The 14,914-nt window shown below is 66.0% G+C and carries 9 protein-coding genes and 1 pseudogene; 6 read left to right on the top strand and 4 right to left on the bottom strand.

From position 1 onward, the window contains the following. Positions 1-46: 46 nt before the first annotated feature. Both U5760_RS26705 and ugpQ read left to right on the top strand, forming a co-directional pair. Positions 47-1,225 carry a deoxyguanosinetriphosphate triphosphohydrolase gene (locus U5760_RS26705; RefSeq protein ID WP_322015365.1) on the top strand — a complete coding sequence of 393 codons (1,179 nt, stop codon included), beginning with the start codon at positions 47-49 and terminating at the stop codon, positions 1,223-1,225. Positions 1,226-1,258: 33 nt separating this feature from the next. Continuing rightward, a complete protein-coding gene (gene ugpQ, locus U5760_RS26700; RefSeq protein ID WP_322015330.1) occupies positions 1,259-2,005 on the top strand; it encodes a glycerophosphodiester phosphodiesterase in 747 nt (248 codons plus the stop codon). A gap of 42 nt (positions 2,006-2,047) precedes the next feature. On the opposite strand, the gene U5760_RS26695 is transcribed toward ugpQ, so the two are convergent. Continuing rightward, positions 2,048-2,428 carry a glycine zipper domain-containing protein gene (locus U5760_RS26695; RefSeq protein WP_322015329.1) on the bottom strand — a complete coding sequence of 127 codons (381 nt, stop codon included), beginning with the start codon at positions 2,426-2,428 and terminating at the stop codon, positions 2,048-2,050. A gap of 373 nt (positions 2,429-2,801) precedes the next feature. Then, complete coding sequence (locus U5760_RS26690; RefSeq protein ID WP_322015328.1) at positions 2,802-3,527, bottom strand: OmpW/AlkL family protein; 726 nt, start codon at positions 3,525-3,527, stop codon at positions 2,802-2,804. A 189-nt stretch (positions 3,528-3,716) separates the two neighbouring features. Between U5760_RS26690 and U5760_RS26685 the strand changes: the two are divergent. The 4 genes and pseudogenes from U5760_RS26685 to thpR all read left to right on the top strand — a co-directional run. Then, positions 3,717-4,418 (top strand): annotated as a pseudogene (locus U5760_RS26685) (transposase); the annotation flags it as partial. Positions 4,419-5,002: 584 nt separating this feature from the next. Next, positions 5,003-9,703, top strand: coding sequence for a glutamate synthase-related protein (locus U5760_RS26680; protein ID WP_322015327.1), 4,701 nt, complete (start codon positions 5,003-5,005; stop codon positions 9,701-9,703). 122 nt (positions 9,704-9,825) lie between these two features. After that, a complete protein-coding gene (locus tag U5760_RS26675) occupies positions 9,826-11,292 on the top strand; it encodes a glutamate synthase subunit beta (protein WP_322015326.1) in 1,467 nt (488 codons plus the stop codon). Between the two features lie 127 nt (positions 11,293-11,419). Beyond that, the gene (gene thpR / locus U5760_RS26670; protein WP_322015325.1) at positions 11,420-11,980 is read left to right on the top strand and encodes an RNA 2',3'-cyclic phosphodiesterase; all 561 of its coding nucleotides are present in this window, start codon (positions 11,420-11,422) and stop codon (positions 11,978-11,980) included. 61 nt (positions 11,981-12,041) lie between these two features. Here thpR and U5760_RS26665 read toward each other — a convergent pair whose 3' ends face one another. Further along, positions 12,042-13,397, bottom strand: coding sequence for a D-amino acid dehydrogenase (locus U5760_RS26665; protein WP_322015324.1), 1,356 nt, complete (start codon positions 13,395-13,397; stop codon positions 12,042-12,044). Between the two features lie 46 nt (positions 13,398-13,443). Further along, complete coding sequence (locus tag U5760_RS26660; protein ID WP_322015323.1) at positions 13,444-14,703, bottom strand: MFS transporter; 1,260 nt, start codon at positions 14,701-14,703, stop codon at positions 13,444-13,446. Positions 14,704-14,914: the final 211 nt, after the last annotated feature.

Below are 14,914 nucleotides of genomic sequence, written 5' to 3'. Positions count from 1 at the left end.
ACCGGTGAGCGACAGTCGCAGCGAACATTCAGCCGGCCAGAGCCCGATGGGCGGCGCGAGCGGTCAGCGCACCGCCGCGTCGGCGCTGGCCGCGACGCTCGAAGGAGGGCTCGCACCCTACGCGGCCCATGCGTCCCAGACGCGCGGGCGGCGCCATCCCGAGCCGCCGCCTGCCGCGCGCAGCGAATTCCAGCGCGACCGCGACCGCATCGTCCACTCCACCGCGTTTCGCCGGCTCGAATACAAGACCCAGGTGTTCGTGAACCACGAAGGCGATCTCTTTCGCACGCGGCTCACGCACAGCCTCGAAGTCGCGCAGATCGCGCGCTCGGTCGCGCGCAACCTGCGCGTGAACGAGGATCTCGTCGAAGCGATTTCGCTGGCTCACGATCTCGGCCATACGCCGTTCGGCCATGCCGGGCAGGACGCGCTCAACGACTGCATGCGCGAGCACGGCGGCTTCGAGCACAACCTGCAGAGCCTCGCCGTGGTGGACGAGCTCGAAGAGCATTACGGCGCCTTCAACGGCCTGAATCTTTGCTTCGAGACGCGCGAGGGCATACTCAAGCACTGCTCGCGCGAGAACGCGCGGCGGCTTGGCGACCTGGGCGAGCGCTTCCTGCTGGGGCACCAGCCGTCGATCGAGGCGCAGATCGCCAATATCGCGGACGAGATCGCCTACAACAACCACGACGTCGACGACGGCCTGCGTTCCGGCCTGCTCGCCATCGAGCAACTGGCCGAAGTGGAACTCTGGCAGGGGCACTACGAGGCGGCGCGCGCCGATTTTCCGCAGATCGAGGGACGCCGTCTGGTTCACGAGACGGTGCGGCGCATCATCAATACGCTGATCGTCGATCTGATCGACGAGACGAGCCGCAAGCTGGCCGAGCATGCACCGCGCTCGCTCGACGAGGTGCGCGCGGCGCCGCCGCTCGTGGCCCATAGCGCGGGCGTGGCCGCGCAGGCGTCGGCGCTCAAGCGCTTCCTCTACCGCAACCTGTACCGGCACTATCGCGTGATGCGCATGGCGAACAAGGCGCAGCGGGTGGTGAAGGGGCTCTTCGAAGCCTTCTCGGACGACCCGCGCCTCCTGCCGCCGGCCTACCAGTCGCCCGACGCTTCGGCGCAGCCGCGTCTGATCGCGCATTACATCGCCGGCATGACCGACCGGTACGCATTGAAGGAATACCGGCGTCTCTTCGTCGTCTCGGACGACGTCTGATTACGGCGCTTCTATCTTTCCGGAGTAAAACGGATGAAATCCTGGCCGTATCCGCGCGTCTGCGCGCACCGGGGCGGCGGCACGCTCGCACCCGAGAACACGCTGGCGGGCCTGCGCACGGGCTCTCGTTTCGGGCACAAGCTGGTGGAGTTCGACGCCAAGCTCTCGGCCGACGACGTCGTTTTCCTGCTGCACGACGATACGGTGGCGCGTACCTCGAACGGCCAGGGCGCCGTGGCGCAACTGCGCTATGACGAAATCGCCGCGCTCGACGCCGGCAGCTGGCGCGATGCGCGCTTCGCGGGCGAGGTCATGCCCACGCTCGCTCAGGCGGCCGCATGCTGCCGCGAAGAAGGACTCGCGGCGAACGTGGAGATCAAGCCGTGTCCGGGCAGGGACCGGGAGACGGGGCGGCTCGTCGGGCTCGAGGCTGCAAGGCTGTGGAGTGGGGCGACGCCGCCGCCGCTCCTGTCGTCGTTTTCATTCGATGCGCTTGCCGCGGCCAGCGAGGCCGCGCCCGAGTTGCCACGCGGGCTGCTGTTCGAGCGCGTGCCCGCGGACTGGCGCGAGCAGACCGCCGATCTGGCGTGCGTATCGTTGCACGCGAGCCACCGTCACCTCGACGAGGCGCTGGTCGATCGCATCAAATCGGCGGGACTGCACATGCTCGTCTATACGGTGAACGACCTCGAACGCGCCCGGCTGCTGGTGAGCTGGGGCGTCGATACGATCTGCACCGACCGCATCGATCTGATCGGCCCGCACGCGCTCGACGGCTGAACGCCGGCTGCAAGACGGCGGCGCGTGCGCCGGTGAACCGCCTTATCCGCGGCCGCGCGCCAGCAGCGCGCCGGCAATCAGCGCAACGCCGCCGACGATGGCAATGGCCTGCCACGGATTGGCGTGCACGTAGTCGTCGGCCTGGGCGAGCGCCTCGTCGGCGTGCTCGCGTGCCGCCACGCGCGCGACTTCGAGGCGTTCGCGCGCCGCGTCGAGGCGCTTGCGGACCTCTTCTCGCAGTTGGGCCGCGTCGGCCTGGGTTCCCTCGCCGAGCGTGGTTTCGAGTTCGGCGAGCAGGTCGCGCAGTTCGTCGGCGATATCGGCCGCTGCACCGCGGCCGCGGCGTGCAATGCGCCGCGCGCGGCGGCCCGTCTTGGTCCAGGACTCTCCCAGGGCGTCTCGCGTATTGGGAAATGCGCTCATGAATGGCTCCGTGTTGATGACTCGGTAATGACTCAGGTCCAGGGTTTGCCTCACCCTCAAAAACGGGCGGAATCAGGAGCAGTATTGCGCAAATCCAGTACCCGGCACGCGAAGGTGCGCAGATGGGCGGCCGGAAAAGCACGCCAGGCGGGGCTCTGCGCCAGGGCGCACGCTTAGGTGATTACGGGGACAGCACGGTTTTTCGCAGAGGCATAGAATCAAGGAAAGCCTGCGTGTTCTTCTGCAAGCTGGCTGGCGAAAACGGTGGGACGGGAGGGAGGTGCCGCCCGCCGCCGGGAGCCGCAAGGGCTGGCGGTGGGCGGGTGAATCAGAGTAAAACGCGAGGTAAAACGCAGCCGATGCAGACGGCGCCTTAGAACGCGTAACCGACCTTCAGGTACGTGACGATCGGGTTCAGGTGGATCTTGGCTTCCGCGCGTTGCGTCAGCACGCCCACCTGGGTCTGCTTCTGGGTGTCGAGGGTGGCGATCACGCTGACCGGGATGTACGACAGCGAGAAGCCCGCGAACCAGTGCTTCGTGAAGTTGTAGTTGAAGCCCGCATTAAATACCGGCGCCCAGGAACGATCCGTCGAAACACTGGTCGGACCCCCAAGAGCCGGACTATTGGTGAAGTTGCCGTTGGTGATCTTGGCGTCCGTGAACCAGACATAGGTGGCACCCACGCCGACATACGGGCGGAACTTCGCATCAGGCTTGTTGAAGTAGTACTTCAGGAGGAGCGCGGGGCTCCAGAGGCGTGCCTGGCCCAGTTTGCCGAACTGGTTCAGTTGACCCTCGCCGTCCAGGTTGAACTTCGGCGGAATGCCGACTTCGGTTTCAGCGGCGATGTGGTCGGTGATGAAGTAACCGAAGCTCAGGCCGAGCGTGTCGGAGGAACCGACGCCGGCGCCGGTGTTGCCGATCTGGTCGTTGATGGGATTGCCGCCTACGCTGTCGATCTTGAGCGGGTCACTGGAGTCCTGCGGTGCGAAATGGAACCATCCTGTCGTGACGTAGAACGTGTTGGCTGATTGAGCGTGTGCTGCCGAAAAACCGGCGAGCGCGGCGATACCTGCCAGCGCCTGTTTTAATTTCATATATGTGCTCCTCCATAAAAGGCCCGCTCATTATGAACACAACGTTTGCAACAGACCATATGCGACCGTTAGAGGCTTCTCCCTAAGCGCCGCGAGGTTTCCGCCTAAGCCGCATCAGTGGTGCAGCAAGCCCTGGCGCGGTCTGGCGGGTCTGCGGGTATTCACCAACGGACTAATGGAAAATCGAGCATGGCACGGCTTGCACGTCTTTATGTCCCCGATCAGCCGCAGCACGTGATCCTGCGCGGGCTCGACCAGCAGCCCGCATTCGTTGACGACCAGGATTACGAGCTTTTCATCGATTGCCTGAAGGCGGCGGCGCGCGATCATCATCTGGCGGTTCATGCGTGGGTGTTGATGCCCGGCGCGGTGCAACTGCTCGTCACTCCCTCCGACGAATCGAGCCTGCCGAAGGCGATGCAGGCCGTCGGGCGGCGCTACGTGGCGCACTTCAACCGGCGCTACGCGCGGCGCGGCACCCTCTGGGAAGGCCGCTATCGCGCCACGGTGATCGAGGGGGAGAAGTTCTTCCTGCTCGCGAGCCGGGTGGTCGAGCTGGCGCCGGTGCGCAGCCATCTCGTCGCGGCGCCCGAGGATTACCGATGGTCGAGCTACCGGCACCATATCGGCCTCACCGTCGACAGCCTCATCACCGACCATCCGCTGTATTGGGCGCTCGGGAACACGCCGTTCGAGCGCCAGCGCGCGTATCGCGAACTCTGCGAGCAGCCGCTCGACGAGCGCGAGACCAATCAGCTGATGCAGGCCACCCTCAAGGGCTGGGTGCTCGGCAGCGACACCTGGCGCGACTGGGCTTCGCGTTCGGCGAACCGGCGTGTCTCGCCGCTGCCGCGCGGCCGGCCGCGCAAGGTGCGCGAGGCGCCCGCGACGGCGCCGCAGACGGCTCCGGCCGCGCCCGCCGGCGCCGCGCCGCCGGCGGCTGGATTATCGGGGTCGAATCACCCGGCGCCTGCGGCGCATGGCGGACCTGGCTCGGCGGCGGGACAGCCGGGTGGTCAGTCTGCAACACATTCGGGCGCCCATTCAGGGGGGCAGAGTGACGGTTCAGGTGGTCATGCGCCCGGTTCGCCCTCGGCAGGAGGCAGCCAGCCGGCGAGCACTCCGTCGACTCACGAAGAACGCAAGCCGGGCACTGGAACGCACTGATTCTTTTCAGAATCAATGGGTTGGCTAGAGGAGCGGCGTCCACGGACGCCGTTTTCTTTTGCCTCTTTTTGATATGGAACCAATAAAATAATGTGCGGATGCACCATCTTGATAATTGGGGTTCTAACATGCGGTTTTATTTGCATGCCCTTGATTCGTCGCGTATATTCGCCTTTCGGCTCTCCTCAAGCGCACAACGCAGGGAGCTCACATCGCCCGCGCAACGCCGTACCCCGGTTCTGACTGACGGCGGGAAACAAAAAGACGGAATCAACGGCCAGCCATGGCCATTCTTGGACGGTGTCCCCATGAACGATCACCTGCAGCGCGCCGCGGTGCCCGCCGCGCAAGGTCTGTATGACCCGCAAAACGAACACGACGCGTGCGGCGTCGGTTTCGTCGCCCATATCAAGGGCAAGAAGAGTCACGAAATCATTCAGCAAGGTCTGAAGATTCTGGAAAACCTCGACCACCGGGGCGCAGTGGGCGCCGATCCGCTGATGGGCGACGGCGCGGGCATCCTGATCCAGATTCCGGACGCCTTCTATCGCGAGGAAATGGCCAAGCAGGGCGTGACGCTGCCGCCGGCTGGCGAATACGGCGTGGGCATGATCTTCCTGCCGAAGGAGCATGCTTCGCGTCTCGCGTGCGAACAGGAGCTGGAGCGCACGGTGCGCGCCGAAGGCCAGGTCGTGCTGGGCTGGCGCGATGTGCCGGTCGATCACGCCATGCCGATCTCGCCCACCGTCAAGGCGAGCGAGCCGCTGATCCGCCAGATCTTCATCGGCCGCGGCAAGGACGTGATGGTCACCGACGCGCTCGAGCGCAAGCTGTACATCATCCGCAAGACCGCAAGCCACCGCATCCAGGCGCTCAAGCTCAAGCACGGCAAGGAATACTTCGTGCCGTCGTGCTCGGCGCGCACGGTCGTCTACAAGGGTCTGCTGCTGGCCGGCCAGGTGGGCGTGTACTACCGCGACCTGCAGGACGAACGCGTGGTGTCGGCGCTCGCGCTCGTGCACCAGCGCTTCTCCACGAACACGTTCCCGGCGTGGGAGCTGGCTCACCCGTACCGCATGATTGCCCACAACGGTGAAATCAACACCGTGAAGGGCAACGTGAACTGGCTGAACGCCCGTACCGGCGCGATCGCCTCGCACGTGCTGGGCGACGACCTGCCCAAACTCTGGCCGCTGATCTATCCGGGCCAGTCCGATACGGCTTCGTTCGACAACTGTCTCGAACTGCTCGTGATGGCGGGTTATCCGCTCGTGCACGCGGTCATGATGATGATCCCGGAAGCGTGGGAACAGCACACGCTGATGGACGAGAACCGCAAGGCGTTCTACGAATACCACGCCGCGATGATGGAGCCGTGGGACGGCCCCGCCGCGATCGCCTTCACCGACGGCCGCCAGATCGGCGCGACGCTCGACCGTAACGGTCTGCGTCCGGCGCGCTACATCGTCACCGACGACGACCTCGTCATCATGGCTTCGGAAGCCGGCACGCTGCCGATCCCCGAGTCGAAGATCGTCAAGAAGTGGCGCCTGCAGCCGGGCAAGATGTTCCTGATCGACATGGAGCACGGCCGCATCATCGACGACAAGGAACTCAAGGACAACCTCGCCAACGCCAAGCCCTACAAGAGCTGGATCGACGCCGTGCGCATCAAGCTCGACGAGATCGAGCCGAAGGCCGAAGACGTCGCGACCGCGCGCGCCGAAGCCGCTGCGCTGCTCGACCGTCAGCAGGCGTTCGGCTACACGCAGGAAGACCTCAAGTTCCTGATGGCGCCGATGGCGATGTCGGGCGAGGAAGCCGTGGGTTCGATGGGCAACGACTCGCCGCTGGCGGTCATGTCCAACAAGAACAAGACGCTTTTCAACTACTTCAAGCAGCTGTTCGCGCAGGTCACGAACCCGCCGATCGACCCGATCCGCGAGAACATGGTCATGTCGCTCGTGTCGTTCATCGGCCCGAAGCCGAACCTGCTCGATACGAACAACATCAACCCGCCGATGCGTCTCGAAGTGTCGCAGCCGGTGCTCGATTTCAAGGACATCGCCAAGATCCGCGCGATCGAGCAGTACACGGGCGGCAAGTTCAGCTCCTATGAGCTGAACATCTGCTATCCGGTGGCCTGGGGCAAGGAAGGCATCGAAGCGCGCCTCGCGTCGCTGTGCGCGGAAGCCGTCGATGCGGTCAAGTCCGGCTACAACATCCTGATCGTCTCGGACCGCCGCGCGGACCGCGACAACGTCGCGATCCCGGCGCTGCTCGCCACCTCGGCGATCCACTCGCATCTCGTGCAGCATGGTCTGCGCACGAGCACGGGTCTCGTCGTGGAAACGGGTTCGGCGCGCGAGACGCACCACTTCGCGCTGCTCGCGGGTTATGGCGCGGAAGCCGTGCATCCGTACCTCGCGATGGAAACGCTCGCGCAGATGGCCAGCGGCCTGAAGGGCGACCTCTCGGCCGACAAGGCGATCTACAACTTCACGAAGGCGGTCGGCAAGGGCCTGCAGAAGGTCATGTCGAAGATGGGCATCTCCACGTACATGTCGTACACGGGCGCCCAGATCTTCGAAGCGGTTGGCCTTGCCGACGATCTCGTGCAGAAGTACTTCAAGGGCACGGCTTCGAAGGTGGGCGGCATCGGCCTCTTCGAAGTGGCCGAGGAAGCCATCCGTCTGCACCGCGACGCGTTCAGCGACGACCCCGTGCTCGCGAACATGCTCGACGCCGGCGGCGAATACGCATTCCGCATCCGCGGCGAAGACCACATGTGGACGCCGGATGCGATCGCCAAGCTGCAGCACTCGGCGCGCAGCAACTCGTACCAGACGTACAAGGAATACGCGCACCTCATCAACGACCAGACGAAGCGTCACATGACGTTCCGCGGCCTGTTCGAATTCCGCATCGACCCGGCGCGCGCGATCTCGATCGACGACGTCGAGCCGGCCAAGGAAATCGTCAAGCGTTTCGCCACGGGTGCGATGTCGCTCGGCTCGATCAGCACGGAAGCGCACGCTACGCTGGCGGTCGCGATGAACCGCATCGGCGGCAAGTCGAACACGGGCGAAGGCGGCGAAGACGAGAAGCGCTATCGCAACGAACTGCGCGGCATTCCGATCAAGAACGGCGACACGATGCAGTCGATCATCGGGCCGGAAGTCGTCAAGGACATTCCGCTGAAGGACGGCGACTCGCTGCGCTCGAAGATCAAGCAGGTCGCGTCGGGGCGCTTCGGCGTGACGGCCGAGTATCTCTCGTCGGCGGACCAGATCCAGATCAAGATGGCGCAGGGCGCGAAGCCGGGCGAAGGCGGTCAGCTGCCGGGCCACAAGGTTTCGGACTACATCGGCAAGCTGCGTTATTCGGTGCCGGGCGTGGGCCTCATTTCGCCGCCGCCGCACCACGACATCTACTCGATCGAAGATCTGGCGCAGCTGATTCACGATCTGAAGAACGTGAACCCGGTTTCGTCGATCTCGGTGAAGCTGGTGTCCGAAGTGGGCGTGGGCACGGTGGCCGCGGGCGTGGCGAAGGCCAAGGCCGATCACGTTGTGATCGCGGGCCATGACGGCGGCACGGGCGCTTCGCCGCTCTCGTCGCTCAAGCACGCCGGCACGCCGTGGGAACTCGGCCTCGCCGAAACGCAGCAGACGCTGGTGCTGAACCAGCTGCGCGGCCGCATTCGCGTGCAGGCCGACGGCCAGATGAAGACGGGCCGCGACGTGGTGATCGGCGCGCTGCTCGGCGCGGACGAGTTCGGCTTCGCGACGGCGCCGCTCGTCGTCCAGGGCTGCATCATGATGCGCAAGTGCCATCTGAACACCTGCCCGGTCGGCGTCGCGACGCAAGATCCGGTGCTGCGCGCGAAGTTCTCGGGCCAGCCCGAGCACGTCGTCAACTTCTTCTTCTTCATCGCGGAAGAAGTGCGCGAAATCATGGCGCAACTCGGCATCCGCAAGTTCGACGACCTCGTCGGCCGTGCGGACCTGCTCGATACGCGCCGTGGCGTGGAGCACTGGAAGGCGAAGGGTCTCGACTTCTCGCGCGTGTTCTATCAGCCGCAGGTGGCCGCCGAAGTCGCACGCAAGCACGTGGATACGCAAGATCACGGTCTCGACCGCGCACTCGATCACACGCTGATCGAGAAGGCGCGCGCGGCGATCGAGAGCGGCGAGCATGTCTCGTTCATCCAGCCGGTGCGCAACGTGAACCGTACCGTCGGCGCGATGCTCTCGGGTGTCGTCGCGAAGAAGTACGGCCACGACGGCCTCTCCGACGACGCGATCCACATCCAGCTGAAGGGCACGGCGGGCCAGAGCTTCGGTGCGTTCCTCGCGAAGGGCATCACGCTGGATCTCGTCGGCGACGGCAACGACTATGTCGGCAAGGGTCTTTCGGGTGGCCGCATCATCATTCGTCCGACTAACGATTTCCGTGGCAAGTCCGAAGAAAACATCATCTGCGGCAACACGGTGATGTACGGCGCGATCGAAGGCGAGTCGTTCTTCCGCGGCGTGGCGGGCGAGCGCTTCTGCGTGCGCAACTCGGGGGCAACGGCCGTCGTGGAAGGCACGGGCGATCACGGCTGCGAGTACATGACGGGCGGCACGGTGGTCGTGCTGGGCGAGACGGGCCGTAACTTCGCGGCCGGCATGTCGGGTGGCATCGCGTTCGTCTACGACCCGGACGGCATGTTCGCCGGCAAGTGCAACCGCGCGATGGTGACACTCGATCCGGTGCTCCAGCAGGCCGAGCAGGAACGCACGGTGGACCGCGCGCTGTGGCACGCAGGCGAGACCGACGAGGTGCTCCTCAAGGGGCTCATCGAGCGTCACTTCCAGTTCACCGGCTCGCCGCGTGCGAAGGCGCTGCTCGAAAACTGGGATGCGGCACGCCGCCAGTTCGTGAAGGTGTTCCCGACAGAATACAAGCGCGCCCTGGCCGAACTGGGCGCGAAGAAGGCGAACACGGAAGTGCTGGCTGCCTGAAGCCTCCCCGTACGGACAGCAAAGACCGTACAGACGAAGGAGCGCCCGCCGCGCGAACGCGAAAAAGCGCGCGGCGGCGGGCGCCGATCCCCTCACCGAATACATGGATAGACGAGAGCCAAATGGGTAAGGCAACCGGTTTTCTCGAGTACGAGCGCCAGCACGAGGCGTACGAAGCACCGCTCACGCGCGTGAAGCACTACAAGGAGTTCGTCTCCGCACTCAGCGACGCGGACGCGAAGATCCAGGGCGCGCGCTGCATGGACTGCGGCATTCCGTTCTGCAACAACGGCTGCCCGGTCAACAACGTGATCCCCGACTTCAACGACCTGGTGTTCCGCCAGGACTGGAAGACGGCGATCGAAGTGCTGCATTCCACGAACAACTTCCCCGAGTTCACCGGCCGCATCTGCCCGGCGCCGTGCGAAGCGGCGTGCACGCTCGGCATCAACGACGATCCCGTGGGCATCAAGTCGATCGAGCACGCGATCATCGACAAGGCCTGGGCCGAAGGCTGGGTCGCACCGCAACCCGCGAAGCACAAGACCGGCAAGAAGGTTGCCGTGGTGGGCTCGGGCCCTGCGGGCCTCGCCGTCGCGCAGCAGCTCGCGCGCGCCGGGCACGACGTGACGGTGTTCGAGAAGAACGACCGCATCGGCGGCCTGCTGCGCTACGGCATTCCCGACTTCAAGCTGGAGAAGTGGCTGATCGATCGCCGCATGCGCCAGATGGAAGCCGAGGGCGTGACGTTCCGCACCAACGTGTTCATCGGCCGTGGCGAGCTGCCCGCGTTCATCGGCAACACGGCGAAGGAAACCCTCACGCCCGATCAGCTGAAGGAGCAGTTCGACGCCGTGGTGATCGCAGGCGGTTCGGAAACGCCGCGCGACCTGCCGACGCCGGGCCGCGAGCTGCAGGGCATTTACTACGCGATGGAATTCCTGCCGCAGCAGAACAAGGTCAATGCGGGCGACAAGCTGGCGGACCAGCTCGTGGCGAAGGGCAAGCACGTCATCGTGATCGGCGGCGGCGACACGGGTTCGGACTGCGTGGGCACCTCGAACCGCCACGGCGCGAAGAGCGTCACCCAGTTCGAACTGCTGCCGCAGCCGCCCGAAGCCGAGAACAAGCCGCTCGTCTGGCCGTACTGGCCGGTCAAGCTGCGCACTTCCTCGTCGCACGAAGAAGGCTGCCAGCGCGACTGGTCGGTGGCGACCAAGCGTTTCGAGGGCAAGAACGGCAAGGTCGAGAAGCTCGTCGCCGCGCGCGTGGAGTGGAAGGACGGCAAGATGGTCGAAGTGCCTGGTTCGGAGTTCGAAATGAAGGCCGACCTCGTGCTGCTCGCCATGGGCTTCACGCAGCCGGTTTCGCCGGTGCTCGAAGCGTTCGGGGTGGACAAGGATGCCCGCGGCAACGTGCGCGCCTCGACCGAAGGCGAGAAGGCGTATTACACGTCGGTCGACAAGGTTTTCACGGCCGGCGACATGCGTCGTGGCCAGTCGCTCGTGGTTTGGGCGATTCGTGAAGGCCGCCAATGCGCGCGTTCCGTCGACGCCTATCTGATGGGCAGCTCGGAGTTGCCGCGCTAAGGCGCAGATAAGGACGAACAGGCGGTAGTGTTGCCAAGCCGGGGCGCTCGTAAGGGTGCCCCGGCTTTTTTGCGTTCCTCCGATGGCGTTACCATGACGCGATCCGCTTCCGTTCCCGGCCCCGACCATGTCCGAAGCCCGCGAAACCGGTCAGTGGCGGCGCTGCTTCATCGCGCTCGCGCCCGACGCCGCATCGCGCGATGCGCTCGCCGCGCTCGACGTACCGCTCAACGCGCGGCGCGTGCCCTACGCGCAACTGCATCTCACGGTGGCGTTCATCGGCGCGATGTCGTTCGGGCAGGGCGAGGCGCTTGCGCAGCGGCTGGCCGAGCATGCGCGGCCACTCCTCGCGCCTTTCGCGCCCGCGCCGGTGACGAAGATCGAATGCTGGCCCGGCCGCGCGCAGCCGCGGCTGATGGTGGCGGTGCTGGCGATGTCGGAGGCGTTCACGGCGCTCGACTGGCGCGTGCGTTCGCTCATGGGCGAAGTGGGATTGCCGCTCGATGCGCGCGCCTTTCGTCCGCACGTGACGCTCGCGCGTTTCGCGCGCGATGCGGCGGCCGGGCCGGCGACGCTCGACGGCGAAGCGCTGCCGCCGCTACGGTTCGAGGCGCTCGTGCTGTATTCGAGCACGCTCGCCCGTCAGGGCGCGCGCTACGACGCGCTGGCCAGCGTGGCGCTGGCGTAAGGGCGTCGGGCCGGGGTCTTCAGGGGGACAGCGCCGCTTGGTTCACCGCTTGATTCACCGCTCAATGCCCGTTGCGCCGGTAGCGCGCGAGCGTGAGCCCGTCCAGGTCGATCTCGGGCGCGCGCTGCGTGACGAGATCGGCCACTACGCGCCCCGACCCCATCGACATCGCCCAGCCTGTCGAGCCGTGCCCCACGTTGAGCCAGAGCCCTTCCACCCCCGAAGCGCCGAGGAGCGGCGCGCCGTCCGGCACCATCGGCCGCCGCCCCACCCAGAACTGCGCCGACGAGGGCGTTGCCGCGTGCGGGAACCAGTCGTCGAGCACCTTCATGAGCGTCTGCAGTGCCTGCTCGCGCAGCGTCGCGCGATGATTGCCGAGCTCCGCCGTGCCCGCCACGCGCAGATACGGCCCGAAGCGCGTGATCGCTGTCTTGAGCGATTCGTCCATGAGCGCGGCGCGCGGTGCCTTCTGTTCGTCCACCACCGGCAGCGTGGCCGAGTAGCCTTTCACCGGATAGAGCGGCACGCGCACGCCGAGCGGCGCGACAAGTGCCGCGCTCTCCACGCCGAGCGCGACGATCACGGCATCGGCCGTGAGCGTTTGCGGCGCTGCGTCCTCGGCGGACCTTTCCGCCGACGTCTTCAGCACCTCGGCCGGCGCGCGGCGCTGTTCGCGCCGGTTCAGCTTGCCGCGCCCGGCGCGCACGCGCACGCCGCGCACCTTGCCGCCCTCTACCGCGAGCGCCTCGACCTCGGTATCGAACAGAAAGCGCACGCCGCGCGCTTCGCACACGGCGCGCAATTCGCGCGTGAAGCGGGCGCAGTCGCCGGCTTCGTCGTCGGGCAGGTAGATGCCGGCCACGGGTTGCATGCGCGCCCAGGCGAGGCCCGGCTCGACCTGGGCGCAGGCTGCGGGATCGAGTTCGCGATACCCGATGCCCGCGTCGCGCAGCACCGCGAGCGCGGGTTGCGCGAGTTCGAGATCGTAGTCGCTGCGAAAGAGCTGGAGATAGCCCTGGCTGCGCCCGTATTCGAACGCGTGCGTTTCGCGAAACGCGTTCAGGCAGGCGCGGCTGTAGTAGGCGATGCGCTGCATCCGCTGTTTGTTCACACGAAAGCGTGCGAGGTCGCATTCGCGCAGCCATCGGGCGATCCAGCGCCATTGGGCGGGGTCGAGCGTGGGCCGGAAGATGAGCGGGGAGGTGGGCTTGAGGAGGTACTTGAGGAGCTTGGCCGGCATGCCCGGCGCGGCCCACGGGGTGACGTAGCCGGGCGCGATCACGCCCGCATTGCCGAAGCTCGTGCCGAGTGCGACGCCCGGCTCGCGCTCGATGACCGTGACGTCGCAGCCTCGTTCGCTCAGGTAATACGCGGTAGCGACGCCGATCACACCGGCGCCGAGGACGATCGTTTTCATGCCGGTCGATCCAGGAGGGACGGTCGGTATTGCAGCATGTTCGCGCTCATTGTGCAGCGGACCCCGCAACGAGCGCCTTGCCCTTCGTTTCGGGCAGGCAGAGGGCGCTGACGATCACGAGCAGATAACCCGCGCCGGCCACGGCGCCGATCGCTTTCACGAGCGACATGGACTGCGCGAGCGTGCCGACGAGGATCGGGAAAAACGAGCCGAGTCCGCGCCCGAGGTTGTAGCAGAAGCCCTGGCCGGAGCCCCGGATCGCGTTCGGATAGAGCTCGGAGAGATAGGCGCCCACGCCCGCGAAAATGCCCTGCACCACGATGCCGAGCGGAAAGCCGAGCAGCAGCATGGCGCCATTGGTGATGGGCAGCATGGTGTAGGCCATGCCGAGCGCGAACGAGCCGATCGCGAACAGGATGAACGAGGCGCGCCGCCCGATGCGGTCCGAGAGAATCGCGCCGACGATATAGCCCGTGAACGAGCCGACGATCAGCACGATCAGATAGCCGCTCGTGTTGAACACCGAGAGGTGGCGCACGGTCTTCAGATAGGTGGGCAGCCAGGTGGTGATGGCGTAGTAGCCGCCGAGCATGCCGGTGCACAGTGCGCTGCCGAGGAGCGTGGTGCCGAGATGCGCGGGCGCGAAGATCTGCAGGAAATGGGCCTGTGTGGCGCCGCTTTCCCGGGCGCGGCGCGTTTGAACGAAGATCTCGGGGTCGCTCACGTTGCGGCGCACGTAGAGGATCCACAGTGCGGGCACGATGCCGATCCAGAAGCACGCGCGCCAGGCGAGCGCTTCGGGCAGGATGGCGAAGAAGGCCCAGTAGAGGATCGCGGCCGCGGCCCAGCCGAACGACCAGCTGCTCTGCACCGTGCCCACGGCCTTGGCGCGATGCTGCGGCGAGCGGATCGTCTCGGCCATCATGATCGTGACGACCGACCATTCGCCGCCGAAGCCGAAGCCCTGCAGCGTGCGGGTGGCGAGCAACTGCCAGAACGAGTTCGTGAAGCCGGAGAGGCAGGTGAAGAGCGCGAAGGTGGCGATGGTCCACTGCAGCACGCGCACCCGGCCGTAGCGGTCGGCCAGCACGCCGGCGAACCAGCCGCCGATCGCCGAGGAAATCAGCGAGCTGGTGGCGATCATCCCGGCTTCGCTTTTGGTCATGCCCCAGGCGGCGATCAGCGTGGGGATCAGGAACGAGTAGATCATGAAGTCGAACGCGTCGACGGCGTAGCCGCCGAAGCCGGCGTAGAGCGTGCGGCGCTCGCGCGCGCTCAGCTCCGTGAACCACTGGAACGATCCCATCGCGTGTCTTCCCCCGTTGTTGTCCTGCCATGACCGGCGGCGCCGTATACGGCGTGAATGCTGGAGAGGGGCTATTTTAAGGGGTGATTGGGGCAGAGGCGAGGGTAACGAGATCGCGCGATGCGCTTTGTGCGTACGCCGGGTTCGATAGCAAGCGAACGAACCAGCGAACAAATCAGCGTGCGAACCGGCGTGCTAACCCGTAGCGGCG

Source organism: Paraburkholderia sp. J12 (genome assembly GCF_905220215.1).
In the GTDB taxonomy this organism is placed as follows: Bacteria; Pseudomonadota; Gammaproteobacteria; order Burkholderiales; family Burkholderiaceae; genus Paraburkholderia.
The sequence above is the reverse complement of the archived record's forward strand: the minus strand, read 5'-3'. Positions and strand labels throughout refer to the sequence as shown.

What these genes read in the sequence shown, in the direction of transcription:
- U5760_RS26705 (WP_322015365.1), top strand. Translation starts at nt 47, where the DNA reads ATGGGCGGCGCGAGCGGTCAGCGCACCGCCGCGTCGGCGCTGGCCGCG.
- ugpQ (WP_322015330.1), top strand. Translation starts at nt 1,259, where the DNA reads ATGAAATCCTGGCCGTATCCGCGCGTCTGCGCGCACCGGGGCGGCGGC.
- U5760_RS26665 (WP_322015324.1), bottom strand. Translation starts at nt 13,397, where the DNA reads ATGAAAACGATCGTCCTCGGCGCCGGTGTGATCGGCGTCGCTACCGCG.
- U5760_RS26690 (WP_322015328.1), bottom strand. Translation starts at nt 3,527, where the DNA reads ATGAAATTAAAACAGGCGCTGGCAGGTATCGCCGCGCTCGCCGGTTTT.
- U5760_RS26660 (WP_322015323.1), bottom strand. Translation starts at nt 14,703, where the DNA reads ATGGGATCGTTCCAGTGGTTCACGGAGCTGAGCGCGCGCGAGCGCCGC.
- U5760_RS26675 (WP_322015326.1), top strand. Translation starts at nt 9,826, where the DNA reads ATGGGTAAGGCAACCGGTTTTCTCGAGTACGAGCGCCAGCACGAGGCG.
- thpR (WP_322015325.1), top strand. Translation starts at nt 11,420, where the DNA reads ATGTCCGAAGCCCGCGAAACCGGTCAGTGGCGGCGCTGCTTCATCGCG.
- U5760_RS26680 (WP_322015327.1), top strand. Translation starts at nt 5,003, where the DNA reads ATGAACGATCACCTGCAGCGCGCCGCGGTGCCCGCCGCGCAAGGTCTG.
- U5760_RS26695 (WP_322015329.1), bottom strand. Translation starts at nt 2,428, where the DNA reads ATGAGCGCATTTCCCAATACGCGAGACGCCCTGGGAGAGTCCTGGACC.